Source organism: Pseudoalteromonas sp. G5_S1_14_S5, from assembly GCF_054968605.1.
Genome location: NZ_JBQKUM010000001.1, coordinates 63,705 through 80,307 on the forward strand (window position 1 = coordinate 63,705; position 16,603 = coordinate 80,307).

The 16,603-nt window shown below is 45.5% G+C and carries 13 protein-coding genes; 5 read left to right on the top strand and 8 right to left on the bottom strand.

The window, feature by feature from the left end:
- The first annotated feature begins 373 nt into the window (after nucleotides 1-373).
- Together dapD and ACTRWI_RS00280 are read left to right on the top strand one after the other, a co-directional pair.
- Nucleotides 374-1,405 carry a 2,3,4,5-tetrahydropyridine-2,6-dicarboxylate N-succinyltransferase gene (gene dapD, locus ACTRWI_RS00275; RefSeq protein ID WP_499128303.1) on the top strand — a complete coding sequence of 344 codons (1,032 nt, stop codon included), beginning with the start codon at nucleotides 374-376 and terminating at the stop codon, nucleotides 1,403-1,405.
- Nucleotides 1,406-1,679: 274 nt separating this feature from the next.
- Nucleotides 1,680-2,621 carry a VirK/YbjX family protein gene (locus ACTRWI_RS00280; protein ID WP_499128305.1) on the top strand — a complete coding sequence of 314 codons (942 nt, stop codon included), beginning with the start codon at nucleotides 1,680-1,682 and terminating at the stop codon, nucleotides 2,619-2,621.
- 183 nt (nucleotides 2,622-2,804) lie between these two features.
- Here the strand turns inward: ACTRWI_RS00280 and purL are convergent, their stop codons facing one another.
- On the bottom strand, nucleotides 2,805-6,716 hold the full coding sequence (gene purL / locus ACTRWI_RS00285; RefSeq protein WP_499128307.1) for a phosphoribosylformylglycinamidine synthase: 3,912 nt from the start codon (nucleotides 6,714-6,716) through the stop codon (nucleotides 2,805-2,807).
- A 329-nt stretch (nucleotides 6,717-7,045) separates the two neighbouring features.
- Between purL and mltF the strand changes: the two genes are divergently transcribed.
- Together mltF and ACTRWI_RS00295 are read left to right on the top strand one after the other, a co-directional pair.
- Nucleotides 7,046-8,614, top strand: coding sequence for a membrane-bound lytic murein transglycosylase MltF (gene mltF / locus ACTRWI_RS00290; RefSeq protein WP_499128310.1), 1,569 nt, complete (start codon nucleotides 7,046-7,048; stop codon nucleotides 8,612-8,614).
- Nucleotides 8,615-8,927: 313 nt separating this feature from the next.
- Nucleotides 8,928-9,059 carry a hypothetical protein gene (locus ACTRWI_RS00295; protein ID WP_499128312.1) on the top strand — a complete coding sequence of 44 codons (132 nt, stop codon included), beginning with the start codon at nucleotides 8,928-8,930 and terminating at the stop codon, nucleotides 9,057-9,059.
- Nucleotides 9,060-9,118: 59 nt separating this feature from the next.
- Here ACTRWI_RS00295 and tadA read toward each other — a convergent pair whose 3' ends face one another.
- The 6 genes from tadA to ACTRWI_RS00325 all read right to left on the bottom strand — a co-directional run bounded on the left by tadA (nucleotide 9,119) and on the right by ACTRWI_RS00325 (nucleotide 14,653).
- A complete protein-coding gene (tadA, locus tag ACTRWI_RS00300) occupies nucleotides 9,119-9,667 on the bottom strand; it encodes a tRNA adenosine(34) deaminase TadA (RefSeq protein WP_499128314.1) in 549 nt (182 codons plus the stop codon).
- 230 nt (nucleotides 9,668-9,897) lie between these two features.
- Nucleotides 9,898-11,460 carry an AbgT family transporter gene (locus tag ACTRWI_RS00305; protein WP_499128316.1) on the bottom strand — a complete coding sequence of 521 codons (1,563 nt, stop codon included), beginning with the start codon at nucleotides 11,458-11,460 and terminating at the stop codon, nucleotides 9,898-9,900.
- Nucleotides 11,461-11,757: 297 nt separating this feature from the next.
- Nucleotides 11,758-12,207, bottom strand: coding sequence for a type IV pilus modification PilV family protein (locus ACTRWI_RS00310; RefSeq protein ID WP_499128318.1), 450 nt, complete (start codon nucleotides 12,205-12,207; stop codon nucleotides 11,758-11,760).
- A complete protein-coding gene (locus ACTRWI_RS00315; protein ID WP_499128319.1) occupies nucleotides 12,197-13,537 on the bottom strand; it encodes a hypothetical protein in 1,341 nt (446 codons plus the stop codon). Before ACTRWI_RS00315 ends, ACTRWI_RS00310 begins: the two co-directional genes overlap by 11 nt.
- On the bottom strand, nucleotides 13,534-14,166 hold the full coding sequence (locus ACTRWI_RS00320) for a PilW family protein (RefSeq protein WP_499128442.1): 633 nt from the start codon (nucleotides 14,164-14,166) through the stop codon (nucleotides 13,534-13,536). Before ACTRWI_RS00320 ends, ACTRWI_RS00315 begins: the two co-directional genes overlap by 4 nt.
- Nucleotides 14,147-14,653 (bottom strand): GspH/FimT family pseudopilin, encoded by a 507-nt coding sequence (locus tag ACTRWI_RS00325; protein ID WP_499128320.1) that lies wholly within the window; start codon nucleotides 14,651-14,653, stop codon nucleotides 14,147-14,149. Before ACTRWI_RS00325 ends, ACTRWI_RS00320 begins: the two co-directional genes overlap by 20 nt.
- A 102-nt stretch (nucleotides 14,654-14,755) precedes the next feature.
- On the opposite strand from ACTRWI_RS00325, the gene ACTRWI_RS00330 reads away from it, so the two are divergent.
- Nucleotides 14,756-15,187 carry a type IV pilin protein gene (locus ACTRWI_RS00330; protein ID WP_499128321.1) on the top strand — a complete coding sequence of 144 codons (432 nt, stop codon included), beginning with the start codon at nucleotides 14,756-14,758 and terminating at the stop codon, nucleotides 15,185-15,187.
- A 135-nt stretch (nucleotides 15,188-15,322) separates the two neighbouring features.
- Here the strand turns inward: ACTRWI_RS00330 and dnaJ are convergent, their stop codons facing one another.
- A complete protein-coding gene (gene dnaJ, locus ACTRWI_RS00335) occupies nucleotides 15,323-16,465 on the bottom strand; it encodes a molecular chaperone DnaJ (protein WP_499128322.1) in 1,143 nt (380 codons plus the stop codon).
- Nucleotides 16,466-16,603: the final 138 nt, after the last annotated feature.

Below are 16,603 nucleotides of genomic sequence, written 5' to 3' on the forward strand. Positions count from 1 at the left end.
AAGAGACAGCACTAAGTATCGCTGCTTTATCACCGGCAATGCCAATACTGGCAGTGATCGGTAGGCAAGGCGCTAATGAAAGTGAGCGAACAAGCGCACAGTGCACCGTTTGTTTAAATGAACATTCAAAAGGAATATTGACTGTTATATTCGTTCATTTGTGATGTTCTGCAGTATTTTCTCATTGCAGAAAAACATCTCTCAAAAGACAAGCAATATCATTTTACAGACTTTATCCCGATGCGCCCTTTCATAACGAGGGCGCTCTCTTTATGATGAACGTAATTAAATTAACTTTGCTAACGACGACGCTGGTTATTCGAGCCGCTGTTATGAAATAGCAAAATCAAGACTCAACACATGGAGATTCAACATGGCTTTCTTTTCACTTGCCTTCGGTACGGCAACCAAAAACCGCGACAATAAAATCATTGAAGCGTTCTTCCCTAGCCCACTTCTAAACCCAAGCGACGCTCTAGTAGCGGCTGTTGGTGAAGTAGCAGGTTACACTGAAGGCAACCAAGCTATCGAAATCTCTGCTGCACAAAGCGCAGAACTAGCGAAAGCATTCGCAGCAAACGACGATGCAGCAAACGCATCTTTCGCGGAAAAAGCAGCAGCATCTGAACAGCCACTTGTTCTTGTCGTTCTTGCGACAGACGAGAAGCCAGCATCTGTTGCTGAAGGCTTCCTAAAACTGCAACTCATCTCTTACCGTCTAGTTCAACCACACGGTACAGTACTTGACGGCATCTTCGGTCTACTGCACAACATAGCATGGACAAACGAAGGTCCAATCGATCTTCCTGAACTGGCTGAGCGTCAAATCGAAGCTCGCCTTGCAGGTCGTGCTCTATCTGTAGATTGCGTAGACAAATTCCCTAAAATGGTGGATTACGTCGTACCAACAGGTATTCGTATTGCTGACACTTCCCGTGTTCGTCTTGGCGCACATGTGGGTGAAGGTACAACAGTCATGCACGAAGGTTTCATCAACTTCAACGCTGGTACAACTGGCGTAAGCATGGTTGAAGGTCGTATCTCTGCAGGTGTTGTTGTCGGTAACGGTTCAGACATCGGTGGCGGCGCTTCTATCATGGGTACTTTGTCTGGTGGCGGTACTATGGTTATCTCTATCGGCGAAAACTGCCTACTAGGCGCAAACGCAGGTCTTGGCTTCCCAATGGGCGACCGTTGTACTGTTGAGTCTGGTCTATATGTAACGGCTGGTACGAAAGTTCGCATGCTAGATAAAGAAGGTAACGAAGTAGAAATCATTAAAGCTCGCGACCTAGCTGGCGTTTCTGATCTGCTGTTCCGTCGCAACTCGATCACTGGTCAAATAGAGTGTCTAGCGAACAAGTCTGCTGTTGAACTGAACAGCGAACTACACAGCAACAACTAATCAAGTATCCGATGCTAGAAATACGAAGCCGCTGGGGTGAAATCCAACGGCTTTCTTCATTCTTTTGCTAGTATCCAAAAGTATGTCCTCCCCTTAATCCACTAACATACACACTTTCTAACAAATCCATCTTATCCTGTGACACATGGCAGAAACAGCTCAGAGGAGCAAATTCCCTGCTAACACCTAACTAAATGGCCATGACATTTTGAACAGTGTTTTATTATTTTGTATAATCATCTCAATTGATCCACTCATTTCGAACAAAATTCTCATGCACAGTTTAAAAAAACTCCACAATCTATCAAAGAAAGTTCACCCGCATTGTTATGGAGTAGACTACCTTCGTAAAAACATTCGATTTGTTATGTGGGGATTACTCAATCGCCAAGTTACCCAAGGAATGTTCGATTTACAGAAGGATAAAAAACTAACAGCAGTCTTTGAAAACGACTACAAGCTCTTTGAAAAGCCATTGAAACCATTCATCTCTCCTAGTTTCTCATCTACCCAAAGGCTAGAGCTGATACGATCGCATTTTCAAATTTTAACTGATAAGTTTGATAGCAAAGTTATCAACCTTTATGAAAAACCATTCGAGATAACAACCTTCAAAGATCGGAATGGTCAACCTTACAGGATTGAGCTTTATCCAGGTGAGTCAAGAGAGGGGTCTATCGGCATTAAGCTTGTAGAATTGCATTCTGGCCAGACCATATATTCAATTACGTGTAACCTCTCTGAAGATGAAAATGACAGAGTGTTACACATAGGTTGCTTACAAGGAACCAACCGTCATGTCATTGATAGTCAGATTAAGATTAAAGAAATAACTCGAACACTTCACGGCCTTCGCCCTAAAGCTCTAATGCTCAATTTGAGCTTAATGTTTGCTAGGTATTTTGAAGTGAACAAAGTGATCGCAGTATCAAATAAAGGTCATGTATATCAAGCTTTGCGATACTTGGGTTCAAAAAGAGGTGCTATTAGCAGTGATTATGACTCTTTGTGGGAAGAGGTGGGCGGACAAAAAGTGAGTAAGTTCTTTTATCAGATTCCAGTTAAATTAGAGCGCAAAGACCTGACTCATTTAAAAAGAAGTAAGCGTAACCTCTACTCAAAAAGGTACGCTCTACTTGATAAATTGGAGGAGGATCTGACTGAGTCTTTATCAAGAATTGCCTTACCAAACGAATCAAGCAATTCAATTATTTGAACCGAAGTGATGTCATCCACTCTGAGAGTAAATAGACAATGATAAAAAACAATTTCCTCGTTTATAATAACAATTAATTGTTGAGCAACCTTCAAACATACTGACCAAATGAACAAAAAAGCGCAGATATTTCGATCTGCGCTTTTGACTTCTGCTTAATCTAATCAGATTAACACAGCATGATTAACCCACGTTCTTACGTGCGTTTTGGAACATACGCATCCAAGCACCATTCTCGCCCCAACCTTCTGGAGACCAAGAGTTAGCCACTGTGCGGAATACACGCTCTGGGTGAGGCATCATGATAGTCACGCGGCCATCCGTCGTTGTTAAACCTGTGATAGCGTTTGGCGAACCGTTCGGGTTGTTCGGATATTGCTGCGTTGGGTTACCGTGGTTATCAACATAACGTAAAGCAACCGTGCCTGAATTTTCAATCGCGTTTAGGTGGTCGTTATCACGCACCTCTACGCGGCCTTCACCGTGAGAAACTGCGATTGGCATACGAGAACCTTCCATGCCGTCGAAGAATACAGAATCTGATTTCTGAACTTCAACTAGGCTGAAACGTGCTTCAAAACGCTCAGATTCGTTGCGAACGAAACGTGGCCAGTACTCTGCACCTGGGATTACTTCACGCAGGTTAGACAGCATCTGACAACCGTTACACACACCTAGAGAGAAGGTATCTTCGCGCTTGAAGAAGTTTTCAAATTGTTCACGAGTCGAATCGTTAAACAGAACCGACTTAGCCCAACCTTCACCAGCGCCGAGTACGTCACCGTAAGAGAAGCCACCACATGCTACAAGGCCGTTGTACTCATCCAGTACCGCTTGACCGGTAAGAATGTCGCTCATGTGAATATCAGTCGCTTCGAAACCTGCACGGTCGAACGCTGCTGCCATTTCAACGTGAGAGTTAACACCCTGCTCACGTAGAATCGCCATCTTAGGTTTAGCGCTCGTGTTGATGAACGGTGCAGCGATATCTTCATTAACATCGAAACTCAGTTTTACGTTCAGACCTGGATCTGAGTTGTCTTTCTTCGCTTCATGTTCTTGGTCAGCACAAACTGGGTTATCACGTAGACCTTGCATCTTATGCGTCGTCTCAGCCCAGATAGTACGTAATTCAGTACGGTTACGTTCAATCACGACAGACTCACCAGACTTAATCACTAGCTCATCAGATGCTTCAACAGAACCGATTACGTGTGAACACGCTTCTAGGCCGTTTGCTGCAAGAGTTGAAAGAACAGCGTCTAGGTCGTCGTTACGAACTTGGATTACCGCACCTAGCTCTTCGTTGAATAGTGCAGCTAGAGTATCTTCGCCTAGAGCTGCAATATCAGCATTAACACCACAGTGACCTGCGAATGCCATCTCAGCAAGAGTAACGAATAGACCGCCATCGCCTTTATCGTGGTAAGCCACTACTTGGTCGTTAGCAACTAGTGCTTGAACGCCTTCGTAGAAACCTTTCAGTTGTGCTGCGTTGTCTACGTCTGCAGGCTTATCACCAAGCTGCTTGTAAACTTGCGCTAGTGCCGTTGCACCTAGACGGTTCTTGCCATTACCTAGGTCGATAAGAACTAGTGAAGTGTCGCCAAGTCCTTCAAGGTTATCAGGGGTGCGAAGCTGAGGCGTAGTCGTCTTACGAACATCTTCAACACGAGCAAATGCAGTGATAACAAGAGATAGCGGAGACGTTACTTCTTTCTGCTCGCCGTTCTCTTCCCACTTCGTCTTCATTGACATTGAGTCTTTACCTACTGGGATAGTTAGACCCAGTGCTGGACATAGCTCCTCACCAACGGCTTTCACCGCTTCGTAAAGGCCTGCATCTTCACCTGGGTGACCCGCTGGAGACATCCAGTTCGCCGACAGTTTAATGTGTTTGATATCGCCGATGTTAGTCGCTGCGATGTTTGTGATTGCTTCACCAACCGCTAGGCGAGCCGATGCGCCGAAGTCTAGTAGTGCCACTGGCGTACGCTCACCAAGAGACATCGCTTCGCCATGGTAAGAGTCGTAGCTTGCTGCCGTTACCGCACAGTTAGCAACAGGAACCTGCCATGGGCCAACCATTTGGTCACGAGCAACAAGGCCAGTTACCGAACGGTCACCGATAGTAATAAGGAATGTTTTCTCTGCGACAGTTGGTAGGCGAAGAACACGGTCAACCGCTTCGTTCATTTCGATACCAGAACGGTCAATCGCTGGGTTGTTCGCTTTTAGCGTTTTCGCATCACGGTGCATCTTAGGTGTTTTACCTAATAGGATGTCCATTGGCATGTCGATTGGCGTGTTGTCGAAGTGTGAATCTTCAAGTTTAAGTTCACGCTCTTCCGTCGCTTTACCAACCACTGCGTAAGGTGCACGTTCACGCTTACAAATAGCGTCGAACGTTGCCATGTCTTTGTCTGCAACCGCCATTACGTAACGCTCTTGAGATTCGTTACACCAGATTTCAAGTGGACTCATACCCGGCTCATCGTTTGGCACGTCACGTAGGTTGAAGATACCGCCACGCTCGCCATCGTCTACTAACTCAGGAAGTGCATTTGAGATACCGCCAGCGCCCACATCGTGGATGAATGCGATTGGGTTCGCATCACCTAGCTGCCAACAACGGTCGATAACTTCCTGACAACGACGTTCCATCTCTGGGTTTTCACGTTGTACCGAAGCGAAATCGAGATCTTCAGAAGAAGAACCAGAATCCATTGAAGATGCCGCACCGCCACCAAGGCCGATGTTCATTGCTGGACCACCTAAAACGATTAGGCTTGCACCTACTGGGATCTCTCTCTTCTGAACGTGCTCGTCACGGATGTTACCAAGACCACCAGCCAGCATGATTGGCTTGTGGTAACCACGTACTTCTTCACCTGCGTGAGAGTTTACTTTCTCTTCGTAAGTACGGAAGTAGCCGAGTAGGTTTGGACGACCAAATTCGTTGTTGAATGCCGCGCCACCAAGAGGGCCTTCAAGCATGATATCCAATGCAGTAACAATACGACTTGGTTTACCAAAATCTGTTTCCCAAGGTTGAACAAAGTTCGGGATCTTAAGGTTAGATACAGAGAACGCTACAAGACCAGCTTTTGGCTTACCACCGATACCTGTTGCGCCTTCATCACGGATTTCACCGCCTGAACCTGTTGATGCGCCCGGCCATGGAGAGATAGCCGTTGGGTGGTTGTGCGTTTCAACTTTCATCAAGATGTGTGTTTTCTCTTGGTGGTAGTTGTACTGGCGAGTTTCTGGATCTGGGAAGAAACGACCTACTTCAGAGCCTGTCATAACAGCTGCGTTATCTTTGTATGCAGAAAGTACGTTATCAGGCGTCACTTCAAACGTATTTTTGATCATTTTAAACAGAGATTTTTCTTGCATAACGCCGTCGATAGTCCAGTCAGCGTTGAAGATCTTGTGACGACAGTGCTCTGAGTTCGCTTGTGCAAACATCATTAGCTCGATATCAGTCGGGTTACGTTCAAGCTTAGTTACAAAGCTTTCAAGTAGGTAATCAATCTCATCTTCTGCAAGAGCAAGACCTAGGGTAACGTTTGCTTCTTCAAGCGCTTTACGGCCGCCTGTAAGAAGATCAACTTCCGCATAAGGTGCCGGTTCAGCAACGGTGAACAATGCTGCCGCAGATTCGAAGTCAGTGAAAACCACTTCCATCATACGATCGTGAAGAATCGCTTTCAGTTCAACCAGTTGAAGCTCAGAAAGTTCTGTTGATGTCTCGATGTAAAAAGCGGTACCGCGCTCAAGGCGAACGACTTTATCAAGACCACAGTTGTGAGCGATGTCTGTCGACTTTGAAGACCAAGGAGAAATAGTACCTGGACGAGGAGTAGCAAGTAGCAGTAAACCTTCAGGTTCATGCTCTTCAATCGTTGGACCATAAGTCAGTAGCTTTTCTAGCTTCTCAACTTCAGACGCGTCTAGGTCTGCTGTTAAATCAGCAAAGTGGGCAAACTCAGCGTAAATACCTGTTACAGGCAAGCTTAATTCACGACAAAGCTCTAAAAGCTTGTTTACACGAAACTCAGATAGAGCTGGGGAGCCACGCAAAATTCTCATGTACTTAGGTCTCTTATGCAGTTGATTAAGGTGATATTGGAATAAATTCAGTGGGTTAAAGAGGAAACCTAACTGTTTTCTTCGAAGCTATTCCCCAAGATTTAAAAACCTATGCCGATTCCACCTCTTCAATGCGAGCGCATTATAAAGCATTTTTTTTTGTGACGTAACACCAAAAGCAACCGTTTGCGTGATTTTTTTTCATGTTTCTGAGCAAATGGTGTTTTTGCTGCATTTATCACCACTTTTACATCTGTTTAATGAAACCTACTTTGCCAGTCTGGCGGGGTTTGGTATAAAGGGGCTCCACTTTTCGAGATTTCATTTTGATGCCTAATTTTTCTCTCATCTTTTTCTCTAAGTCCTTTCTGCTGGTTATCGCTCTGTTTGGGCTAACCGCATGCCAGATTGAGTCTGAGCCTAAAAGTGTCCTCGAGCAGATACGAGAGCGTGGCGTGCTTCGTGTCGGTACTCTGAATAACCAACTCTCTTATTACATCGGTCCCGATGGCCCTGCTGGTCTCGATTACGAATTGGCCCGTGAGTTTGCACAAGAACTGGGGGTTAAGCTTGAAGTTAAACCGGCTTACCGCCTATCCGGCCTCTTTCCCGCTTTAAAGAAAGGCGAGATCGACCTTATCGCTACAGGGTTAACACAAAACAACAAGCTGACACGTGCTTATCGTGCAGCGCCGGCTTATTACTATGTAAGCCAACAGGTGGTGTACAAAAAAGGCCAATGGCGTCCAAGAAACCTTGTTCAACTGATCAAGTTTGAGAACGAGCGCCAGGCTGAATTCATCAAAGCGCAAGCTGAATCAGAAGACGCATCACATAAGGAGACTCTGACGCCCTCTTTAGTTGTGGTCAAAGACTCGCACTTCGAACCAACACTTAAGCAATTACAGAACACGCACCAAGACTTCATCTACGAAGCAGTTAAAGATGCTGATATCAATGACTTGCTAAAAGAAGTATCAACAGGCGAGCGCCTATTCACGGTTGCCGACTCAATCGAGCTATCGCTGGCACAACGCCTATACCCAGACGTAGCGCTGGCGTTCGAGCTAACGGAAGACCAGCCTATCTCTTGGTACTTAGAGAAGTCTGAAGATGAAAGCCTTTACGCATTGCTGATTGAGTTCTTCGGCAATCTAAAACAGTCTGGTCAACTTGCTTTGCTAGAAGAAAAGTACATTGGTCACATTGGCACTTTTGACTACGTTGATACTCGTGCCTTTATCCGCGCACTTGACAGCAAGCTACCCAAATGGTCACCACTGTTTCAGAAGTATTCGCAAGAGTTTGACTGGCGTTTGATTGCCGCACTAGCATATCAAGAGTCGCACTGGAACCCAGTCGCACGCTCACCAACTGGTGTTCGTGGCATGATGATGCTGACACTGCCGACAGCGAAGAGCGTTGGTGTGACCAACCGTCTCGACCCTAAACAGTCGGTACAAGGTGGTGTTGAATATCTGCGCCGTATCGTGAACCGAGTACCAGATTCAATCACGCAACACGAGAAAATCTGGTTTGCGCTTGCTTCATACAACGTCGGTTACGGACACATGATGGACGCACGCCGCTTAACCAAAGCGCAAGGCGGAGATCCTGATGCTTGGGGTGATGTAAAAGACAGACTACCTCTACTAAGACAGAAGAAATACTACAGCCAAACTCGCTATGGTTATGCCCGTGGTGATGAAGCTAGAAACTACGTAGAGAACATTCGTCGTTATTACCAAAGCATCATCGGCCACGTTAATAAGCGTAATAAAGAACAAGAGGAGAGTCTTGAAGGGTTGATCGTTATTCCACCTTTAGAAACTTCTGGGGCTGAATCCAGCATCAGCGCTGCAGAATCAACAGTAAGTGGTTCTGAGTCTTCGAAATAGAAACCAAAAGAGCAATGCCTTCCCGCATTGCTCTTTTTTATTGCGCTTTCTATCGCTTACACAGAGGAGTGATGTGGATAAAAGACCGTGATAAAGGCTATGTCATATTACAGTAATAATCGCCCCTTATAACGACTCACCACAATCAAAATTAGCGTTCTGTTGCGCTAGGCCATTGGCCGAAGTTAGAGGCTTAAGAATAGAGTTGCTCTTCTAAGTCAGCTTCGCGCGACAGAACAAACAGACGAATCACACTATAATTAAATCGTTAGTCCAAACGACACAGTTAGACGACCAATAGGAAATCATTGAAATGATGAAGAAACTGAAATCGAAACGCCTTGATAAGACAGTTGCTGCAAACCGTCGTAAGCGTATGCTATTAAATAATAAGAAGAAGATCATTTGGCGTAACCGTGCTTTCATGCAGATGCTTGCCGAGTAAACGCATGACCAAGTAAGTTTGTTTGGCACTCTAACGGTGAGAGTGCCTTAGTCTCACTGCTATTTCTTTTTACGAGCCTTGTCAGCTTCCAGCTGCTGCTCTTCCAACAAACGCTCTTGCTTGCGCTTCTCTTTTATCTCTTTGCGACGTCGCTTGAAAAACGCCTGTAATTGCTCGCGACACTCATCCTCTAATAGGCCGTGTTCAACATCGGCATAGTGATAAGAAGCTTGGCTTTCAAACAAGTTCAACACCGTCCCTGCCGCACCTGCTTTTAGATCTGGCGCGCCAAAAACAATGCGCTTAACTCGGCTATGTAACAAGGCACCGGCACACATAGGACATGGCTCAAGCGTGACATACAAGGTGGTATCAAGCAGCCGATAATTTTCCAGAACCTGCCCCGCTTTGCGCAAGGTCTCCACTTCAGCATGTGCTGTTGCGTCATGGCTGCCAATCGAACGGTTCCACCCTTCGGAGATAATCTCACCACCTTTTACCAGTACGGCACCAACAGGTACCTCTCCCTCACTCTCCGCTTTTTTGGCCACTTCGATAGCTCGTCGCATGAAGATTTCATCTTGAGGGGTGAATTGATGGTCTGACAAAGGGGACTCCAAAAACAAACAATAGAAACAAAAAAGGTATGCGATGAAGCATACCTAATATTAGTGATGATGCACAACAAAGAGGTGATGAACAATAACCACGAGCTAGATAATAGAGGTTAGTTTTTAATTTTAACTATATCTTTATCTCTTTCTAAATAATAGAAAAAGCCCGCACATTTCGGTGCGGGCTTGGAAATGAATAAAGCTTAATTTTGCTTAGTTCAATCTTACATTGTGTAAGTGTAAGGTGCTTGGATACCTAGTGGAATACCAAGAGCCCAGTAAGCTAGCAGGAAGATAGACCAACCGATTAGCATTGCAATCGAGAATGGCATCATTAGAGAGGCTAGAGTACCGATACCTGTAGACTTAACGTAGCGTTGGCAGTAAACAACAACCAGTGGGAAGAACACCATTAGTGGAGAGATGATGTTAGACACTGAGTCACCAACACGGTAAGCAGCTTGAGATAGCTCAGGAGAGATACCCACAACCATTAGCATTGGAACTAGGATTGGACCGATAAGTGCCCACTTAGCCGAAGCTGAACCAACAAGAAGGTTAACTGAAGCCGTTAGTAGAATCATACCAACGATTGTCGCTTCACCAGGAAGGTCCATCGCTTTCAGGCCTTCAGCACCGTAAAGTGCCAGCATAGTACCGATGTTTGATTGACCGAATGCCGATAAGAACTGTGCACAGAAGAACGACATTACAATATACGCGCCCATCGTAGCCATTGTCTCAGACATCGCCTTGATTACGTCATTGCTGTTCTTAAATGTACCCGCAACGCGGCCGTAAACGATACCTGGGATGATGAACAGGATGAAGATAAGAGGAACGATAGACTTCATCACTGGTGCAGAGAATGCTGTTAGCTCACCTTCAGGAGAACGCAGTGCAGAGTTCTCAGGGATTAGAGCCGCAACAAGCAGACCAATACCAGCAACCATTGCCCAACCTGCGTATTTGAATGCTTTTGATTCGATTGCAGTGAACGTACCTAGATCAGGTGCTTCTTCAGCATCTTCATCAACTGGCGTGTTCGCTAGGCGAGGTTCGATGATCTTCTCAGTTACGTACCAACCGATAGAAACAATAAGAACTGAAGATAGGCCAGTAAAAAAGATGTTCGCTAGAGGGTTAATCACGTATTCAGGGTCAAGAACGTTTGCCGCTGTTTGCGTGAAACCAGCTAGTAGTGGGTCGATACCCGAAGGAATGAAGTTCGCAGAGAAACCACCAGATACACCAGCAAATGCTGCTGCAATACCCGCTAGAGGGTGACGACCCGCAGCGTGGAAGATGATACCGCCAAGAGGAATTACTAGCACATAACCTGCATCAGCTGCTGTGTGAGACACGATAGCAACCAAGATTAGCATTGGTGTAAGTAGCTTAGCTGGCGTGAAGTTCAGCATTTTCTTAAGGCCAGTCGTAATGAAGCCTGAAGAGTCTGCAACGCCAACACCTAGCATAGCAACAAGTACGATGCCTAGTGGTGCGAAGCCTGTGAACGTAGTAACCATATTCGCTAGGAAGCTAGCAAGCGCTTCACCTGTCAGTAGGTTATTTACTTCTAGAGCAGCACCCGTTTGAGGGTTGATTAGATCGAATGAAAGATTCGACAAAAGTGCAGATGCTACCCATACGATAATTAGAGCCCAGAAGAACAGGATTGCTGGATCTGGAATTTTGTTTCCGGCGCGTTCAATGAAGTTTAGAAAGCGATCCATTCCACTGCTCTTGTCAGTCGATGGTGCTTTTTTTACGGCTTGGTTACTCATTGTAACTCCATATGTGATGTTGTTTGTTTAGGCCTAATATAAATTTTTACCACGGCCTATTGGTACTGCATATATTCTATTAAAAGCCCCCATAAAAAGCACAAGATTCCACCCTAAATTCCACAAATGGAGACATATTTTGCAAAAACACCATACAACTACAACAATATAAAAACACAAAAAACACCACTCCATATACATGGATTTAACCAGTAATTAAACAATGTCCGAGGAGTGAAAATTGTCCATAAAAGGAGTGGCGTAAGCCTTGGCATGCAGTAAACGTTTGCTTAGGGATCAGTCAAACTCACTGTATTTCGAGAGCATAGTTTCGAGGTGAATACTTTGCGTACGGTTCATACGATCTTGCCATGCGATTGTGACAATAATGTTTTTGAGGGCACCAGATAAGGCTCCGCTCGCATTAGTAACTTCACATGTCATCGAATATGCAGAACCCGATAAACCGGATAACGGTTCTGAACTCACGATGTTGAGACAGTAGCTCGACTGATTTAGTTCCTCAAAGGGAATCAGCCCTACCGCACCACTAACATTGAGCGCGCGTGTTCGATAAAACTCCATCTGCCTTTCTGCAAAATGCAAAGCTTCGACACTCTGGAGCGCATGATCCGACTTTTGTTCCGCATACACCTGTAATTTAACCAGCCCTAACGACGCAACGCCAATCAGCAGAAAAGAGATAAGTACCTCGAGTAAACTGAAGCCAGAATTATTAGAAATCATTCCACGAACCTCGCTGCCATTGGTAAGTTAAAGGCGGGTCACTTGGGTTCGAATCCGCACGGAAATCCATGTCCATATCCCCCACAATGGTCGTCAATCCCGAGGGAGAATCAAAGATAAGGCCACCAGAAGGTAAACCGGAGGCAAACTGAATCCCGACACTCTTTTTAATCACGCTAGCCTCATCGATGTCTTTGATAAAAGGCGCAAACACGTTGTTACCCGCAAGCGAGTTCCAAAAGTTATCGACTCGCGTTTTCACATGGCTCTTTTGGTAATCAACCAAGTGATAAATCACCCCGTTGTAGGTCATGGAGCCATTCAGCGCGAGCACACCATCTTGAATCACGAGAAGTTGAGAGGAGTTATTTGCAGCTACTACCGCTGCATTGATATGACAGTTCCCCTCAATCCACAGCCCTTTGGTTTCGCCTATAGTAAAGTGGTCCATGATCTCATGGCCACACTCCGTCGCGTTCAATAGCTGAACATACTTAAACAAGTCCGTATCTTGCGACAGGTCGAGAATGTTTTGTTCCGTTCTAGCCATGCCAAAGAAGGTGTAAAACGGATTCATATTAGGATCTGGATTGAAGTCTTTCTTGAACGGCGGTGGGTTGGTTCCTTGAAAATAATCAGGGGCATAGATCGAATAGGAACTACCGGAAGTGCCTTTCGGTATCGCCGTTTTATAATCGCTATGACAAACGCCATCGAAACCAGAAAAGGGACCATCAACAGTAGGATTAAGGACTTCTAACCCCAAAACCTGCCCTGAATCATCGTGAGTAGCATCATATTGATAAGTAAACAGATCAGCAAAAGAGACACTGACACACTCATATTCATTACCACTGATTGGCTCTTCTTTCGCTGTTGGTTTGAGACTTAACGTACCAACTATCTCTATTGGTCCTGTCGACTGAATTGCTCCCGTTCCTAACTGGGACTGTTCTCTTATCGTTTTAAAAAGGGAGTTGGTGTTCGAAGAAGACATCACCAAATACGTACTAGAGCTAGCCGTGCTCGACACATCGATTTGAGGCTGGTTTTGATAAGGAGAGCACCAACCCGCAAAGTCTGCTGGGCGAGTACTGGTATCTTGTATATCAGCAACACTTTTTTCTAATTCAAGTAGATAAGCGTAAGTACACTCCAGTCCACCTTCCGATCGCCAATGTGCTTGCCTGCCTTGAACTTCATTTTGAGCCACTTTCACCTGATGGAAAATGCTTCGATAGGAGCCTAACGTCACGACTAATGCTCCAAGCAAAAGCACCGATGTAATCAACAATGTCACTACGCCATGCTGCTTTGCATAATTCCTCATTGCCAATTCCTCTGCTTAATAGAAACAGACACTGACTTGGTCACCGCAGCTGTTGGAATTGATGCAGTTATACTGATATCCGTGAGCGTGCTCTTTATCGAGTTCTGCTCTAATACCCGAGACGTAATATTGAACTCATCGACATCCATAATGGTGTCATCGAACAGTGAATAGCAGCCAGTAACCTGTTCAAACGTGGGGATCGCCTCTGATACCGTGGTGCCTTTCTCACATATTTGCAGTTTGGTGCCGTTTTTTTGGTAAACAATATTACGATAGTTTTTATTGTCGCTCGAACCCTCTCTAAAATAAACAAAGCCGACCGCAACGCCACCACTCACTTGAATCGTATTGCTTGCACCAGATAACTTGATTGAGTAACCGTTTGAGCCGTCGTAACCCGCTCGTTGGATATCTTCTTTCATCACTTGTATGGTGCTAGTTAGGTTTTGTAGCAGCAGTAACTCAATGCCCTTGTCCTTGGCTATTCTCTGCCCTGTAATAAAAACACTGCCGATAATCGAGATAACGAAGATACCAATAACAGAGGCCACCATTAACTCAACCAATGAAGTGCCTTGTTGCTTGCTGAGTCCTACCACTACGGACTTAACACGCATCATAGCCATACTGCGCACTCGACTCACCACACACTTTTATGCGCCCGGGAGGGCTAGATAATTTAATCAATAAACGGTCGGCTGAAGATGTATTGGGAGAAATATAGATCGTGCCTCTGGCTGGTCTCCCCCTGACACTCTCAAAGCTAATCCTTTCACCTGTGTAGTTGTGAGAAAACGAGACATCGCGAAATGGTTCGCCCGACAACTGCAGTAAAGTTTCTCCAGTGAGATCTTCAGTCGGCTTCAACCTTACCGTCCAATCACCAGTCGATTGCACTTCATTTTTTGCGGTAGAAAAATGCACCCAGAGATCCTGATTCCTTTTCACCGATTCAGACTTAGCTTGAATTAAGAAACCGTTGAGCTCCCCTGCCAACCGCTGCATCTTGACGGATTGAGTCACCGAACTAAAACTCGGGGCAGCCGTCGCTATCAGTATCGACAGTACCGATGCCGTTATTAACAGCTCTAATAAAGTAAACCCGCGAGTCATTTCCCAAATTCCTATGTAATTCAGTGCGTAACCGTATTTAATCTTGCAGCGATGCTACCACCGGAGAAGAATGTACTGAGTTATAAAAGGAAACTACTCGCGATGATTCGAAAAAATATATGCAACAGTAACAAAACAAGCATGAGAGGGATGACATTGATCGAGTTATTGCTGGCTGTGATCATCGTGGGAATACTTGGTGCAATCGCCTACCCGAGTTATACCAAGCACATCATGAAGGCCCATCGTGTCACCGCGTTGGCCGACCTGACCAAGATACAATTAGAGTTGGAAACCCTATACATGGGCGATTATGCCTCTGCAGCGCAAGGGATTATTTCCGCCGGGACATGCAGTTTTTGCGATACCGATACAAGCCGATACACGCTCGCTATCTCAGCAAGCAGCACCACCTATACTATTCAAGCTGAGCCGCACGCCCCACAGACAAACGATGACTGCTTAGACTCAAAGACTGATATTTTGGAGCTACACCACTTTGGTGTCTCAGAGCCAGAAGCGTGTTGGAAATAACGAGGCAAGACAATGAAGCTAATGTGTCACCTCTTTTCTCTTTTCAACAGACACAAAAAAGCCTGCTACATGAGCAGGCTTTCTATTTTCGTCATTAAGTTAAAGTATCGATAACTTAATATTTCAATAACCTAATTACTTAGTTAGGTCATCGAAGAAGTTTTTAACGCCACTGAAGAAACCTTCAGACTTAGGCTTATGCTTGCTTGCCGCTTCGCCGCCACATGTCTCTTCAAACTCACGTAGAAGTTCTTTCTGACGAGAGCTTAGCTTAACTGGCGTCTCAACCACTAGCTTAACGATTAGGTCACCCACACCGCCGCCACGAACGCCTTTCACGCCTTTGCCACGCATACGGAACATACGGCCCGTTTGTGTCTCTTCTGGCACTTTAAGGTTCACACGACCATCCAGTGTTGGAACTTCAACTTCACCACCTAGAGCTGCCATAGAGAAGCTTACTGGTACTTCGCAGTAAAGGTTGTTGCCATCACGTTCGAAGATGTTGTGCTCTTTTACGTGAACTTGCACGTACAGGTCGCCAGCTGGAGCGCCTTGCTCTCCCGCTTCACCTTCGCCAGATAGACGAATACGATCGCCAGTATCAACACCAGCAGGGATCTTAACACTAAGTGTTTTCGTCTTCTGCTTACGGCCTTGACCGTGACAAGAGTTACATGGGTCTTTGATGATCTTGCCTTTACCGTTACAAGTAGGACAAGTCTGCTGAACCGCGAAGAAACCTTGACGCATTTGTACTTGGCCGTGTCCATGACAAGTGCCACAAGTTTGCGCAGAAGAGCCTTTCTTCGCGCCGCTACCATCACAAGTGTCACATTCAACCAGTGTTGGTACTTCAATCTCTTTAGATACGCCACGAACTGCTTCTTCTAGAGTCAGTTCCATGTTGTAACGTAGGTCTGAACCACGTTGTGCACGTTGTTGACCGCCACCACGACGACCGCCGCCGAAGATGTCGCCAAATACGTCACCGAAGATATCGCCAAAGTCACCTTGACCGCCGCCGAAACCGCCGCCACCCATGCCGCCTTGTTCAAAAGCTGCATGGCCGTATTGGTCGTAAGCTGCTTTCTTTTGAGGATCGGTTAGGATCTCGTACGCTACTTTTACTTCTTTAAATTTGTCCGCTGCGCTCTCATCACCCTGGTTACGGTCCGGGTGGAATTTCATTGCTAAGCGCTTGTACGCTTTTTTAATATCGCGCTCTGATGCATCGCGGCTTACGCCTAATACTTCGTAAAAATCACGTTTTGACATGTTCTAGGTCACCAAATAATTGCTACTACCAAAAAGTAACTTCAGTAGTCTGTGTATCAATCTAGATAAAGGTTCGAGATTCGAGATTCGAGATTCGAGATTCGAGATTCGAGATTCGAGAGCCATTATCTAGATTGA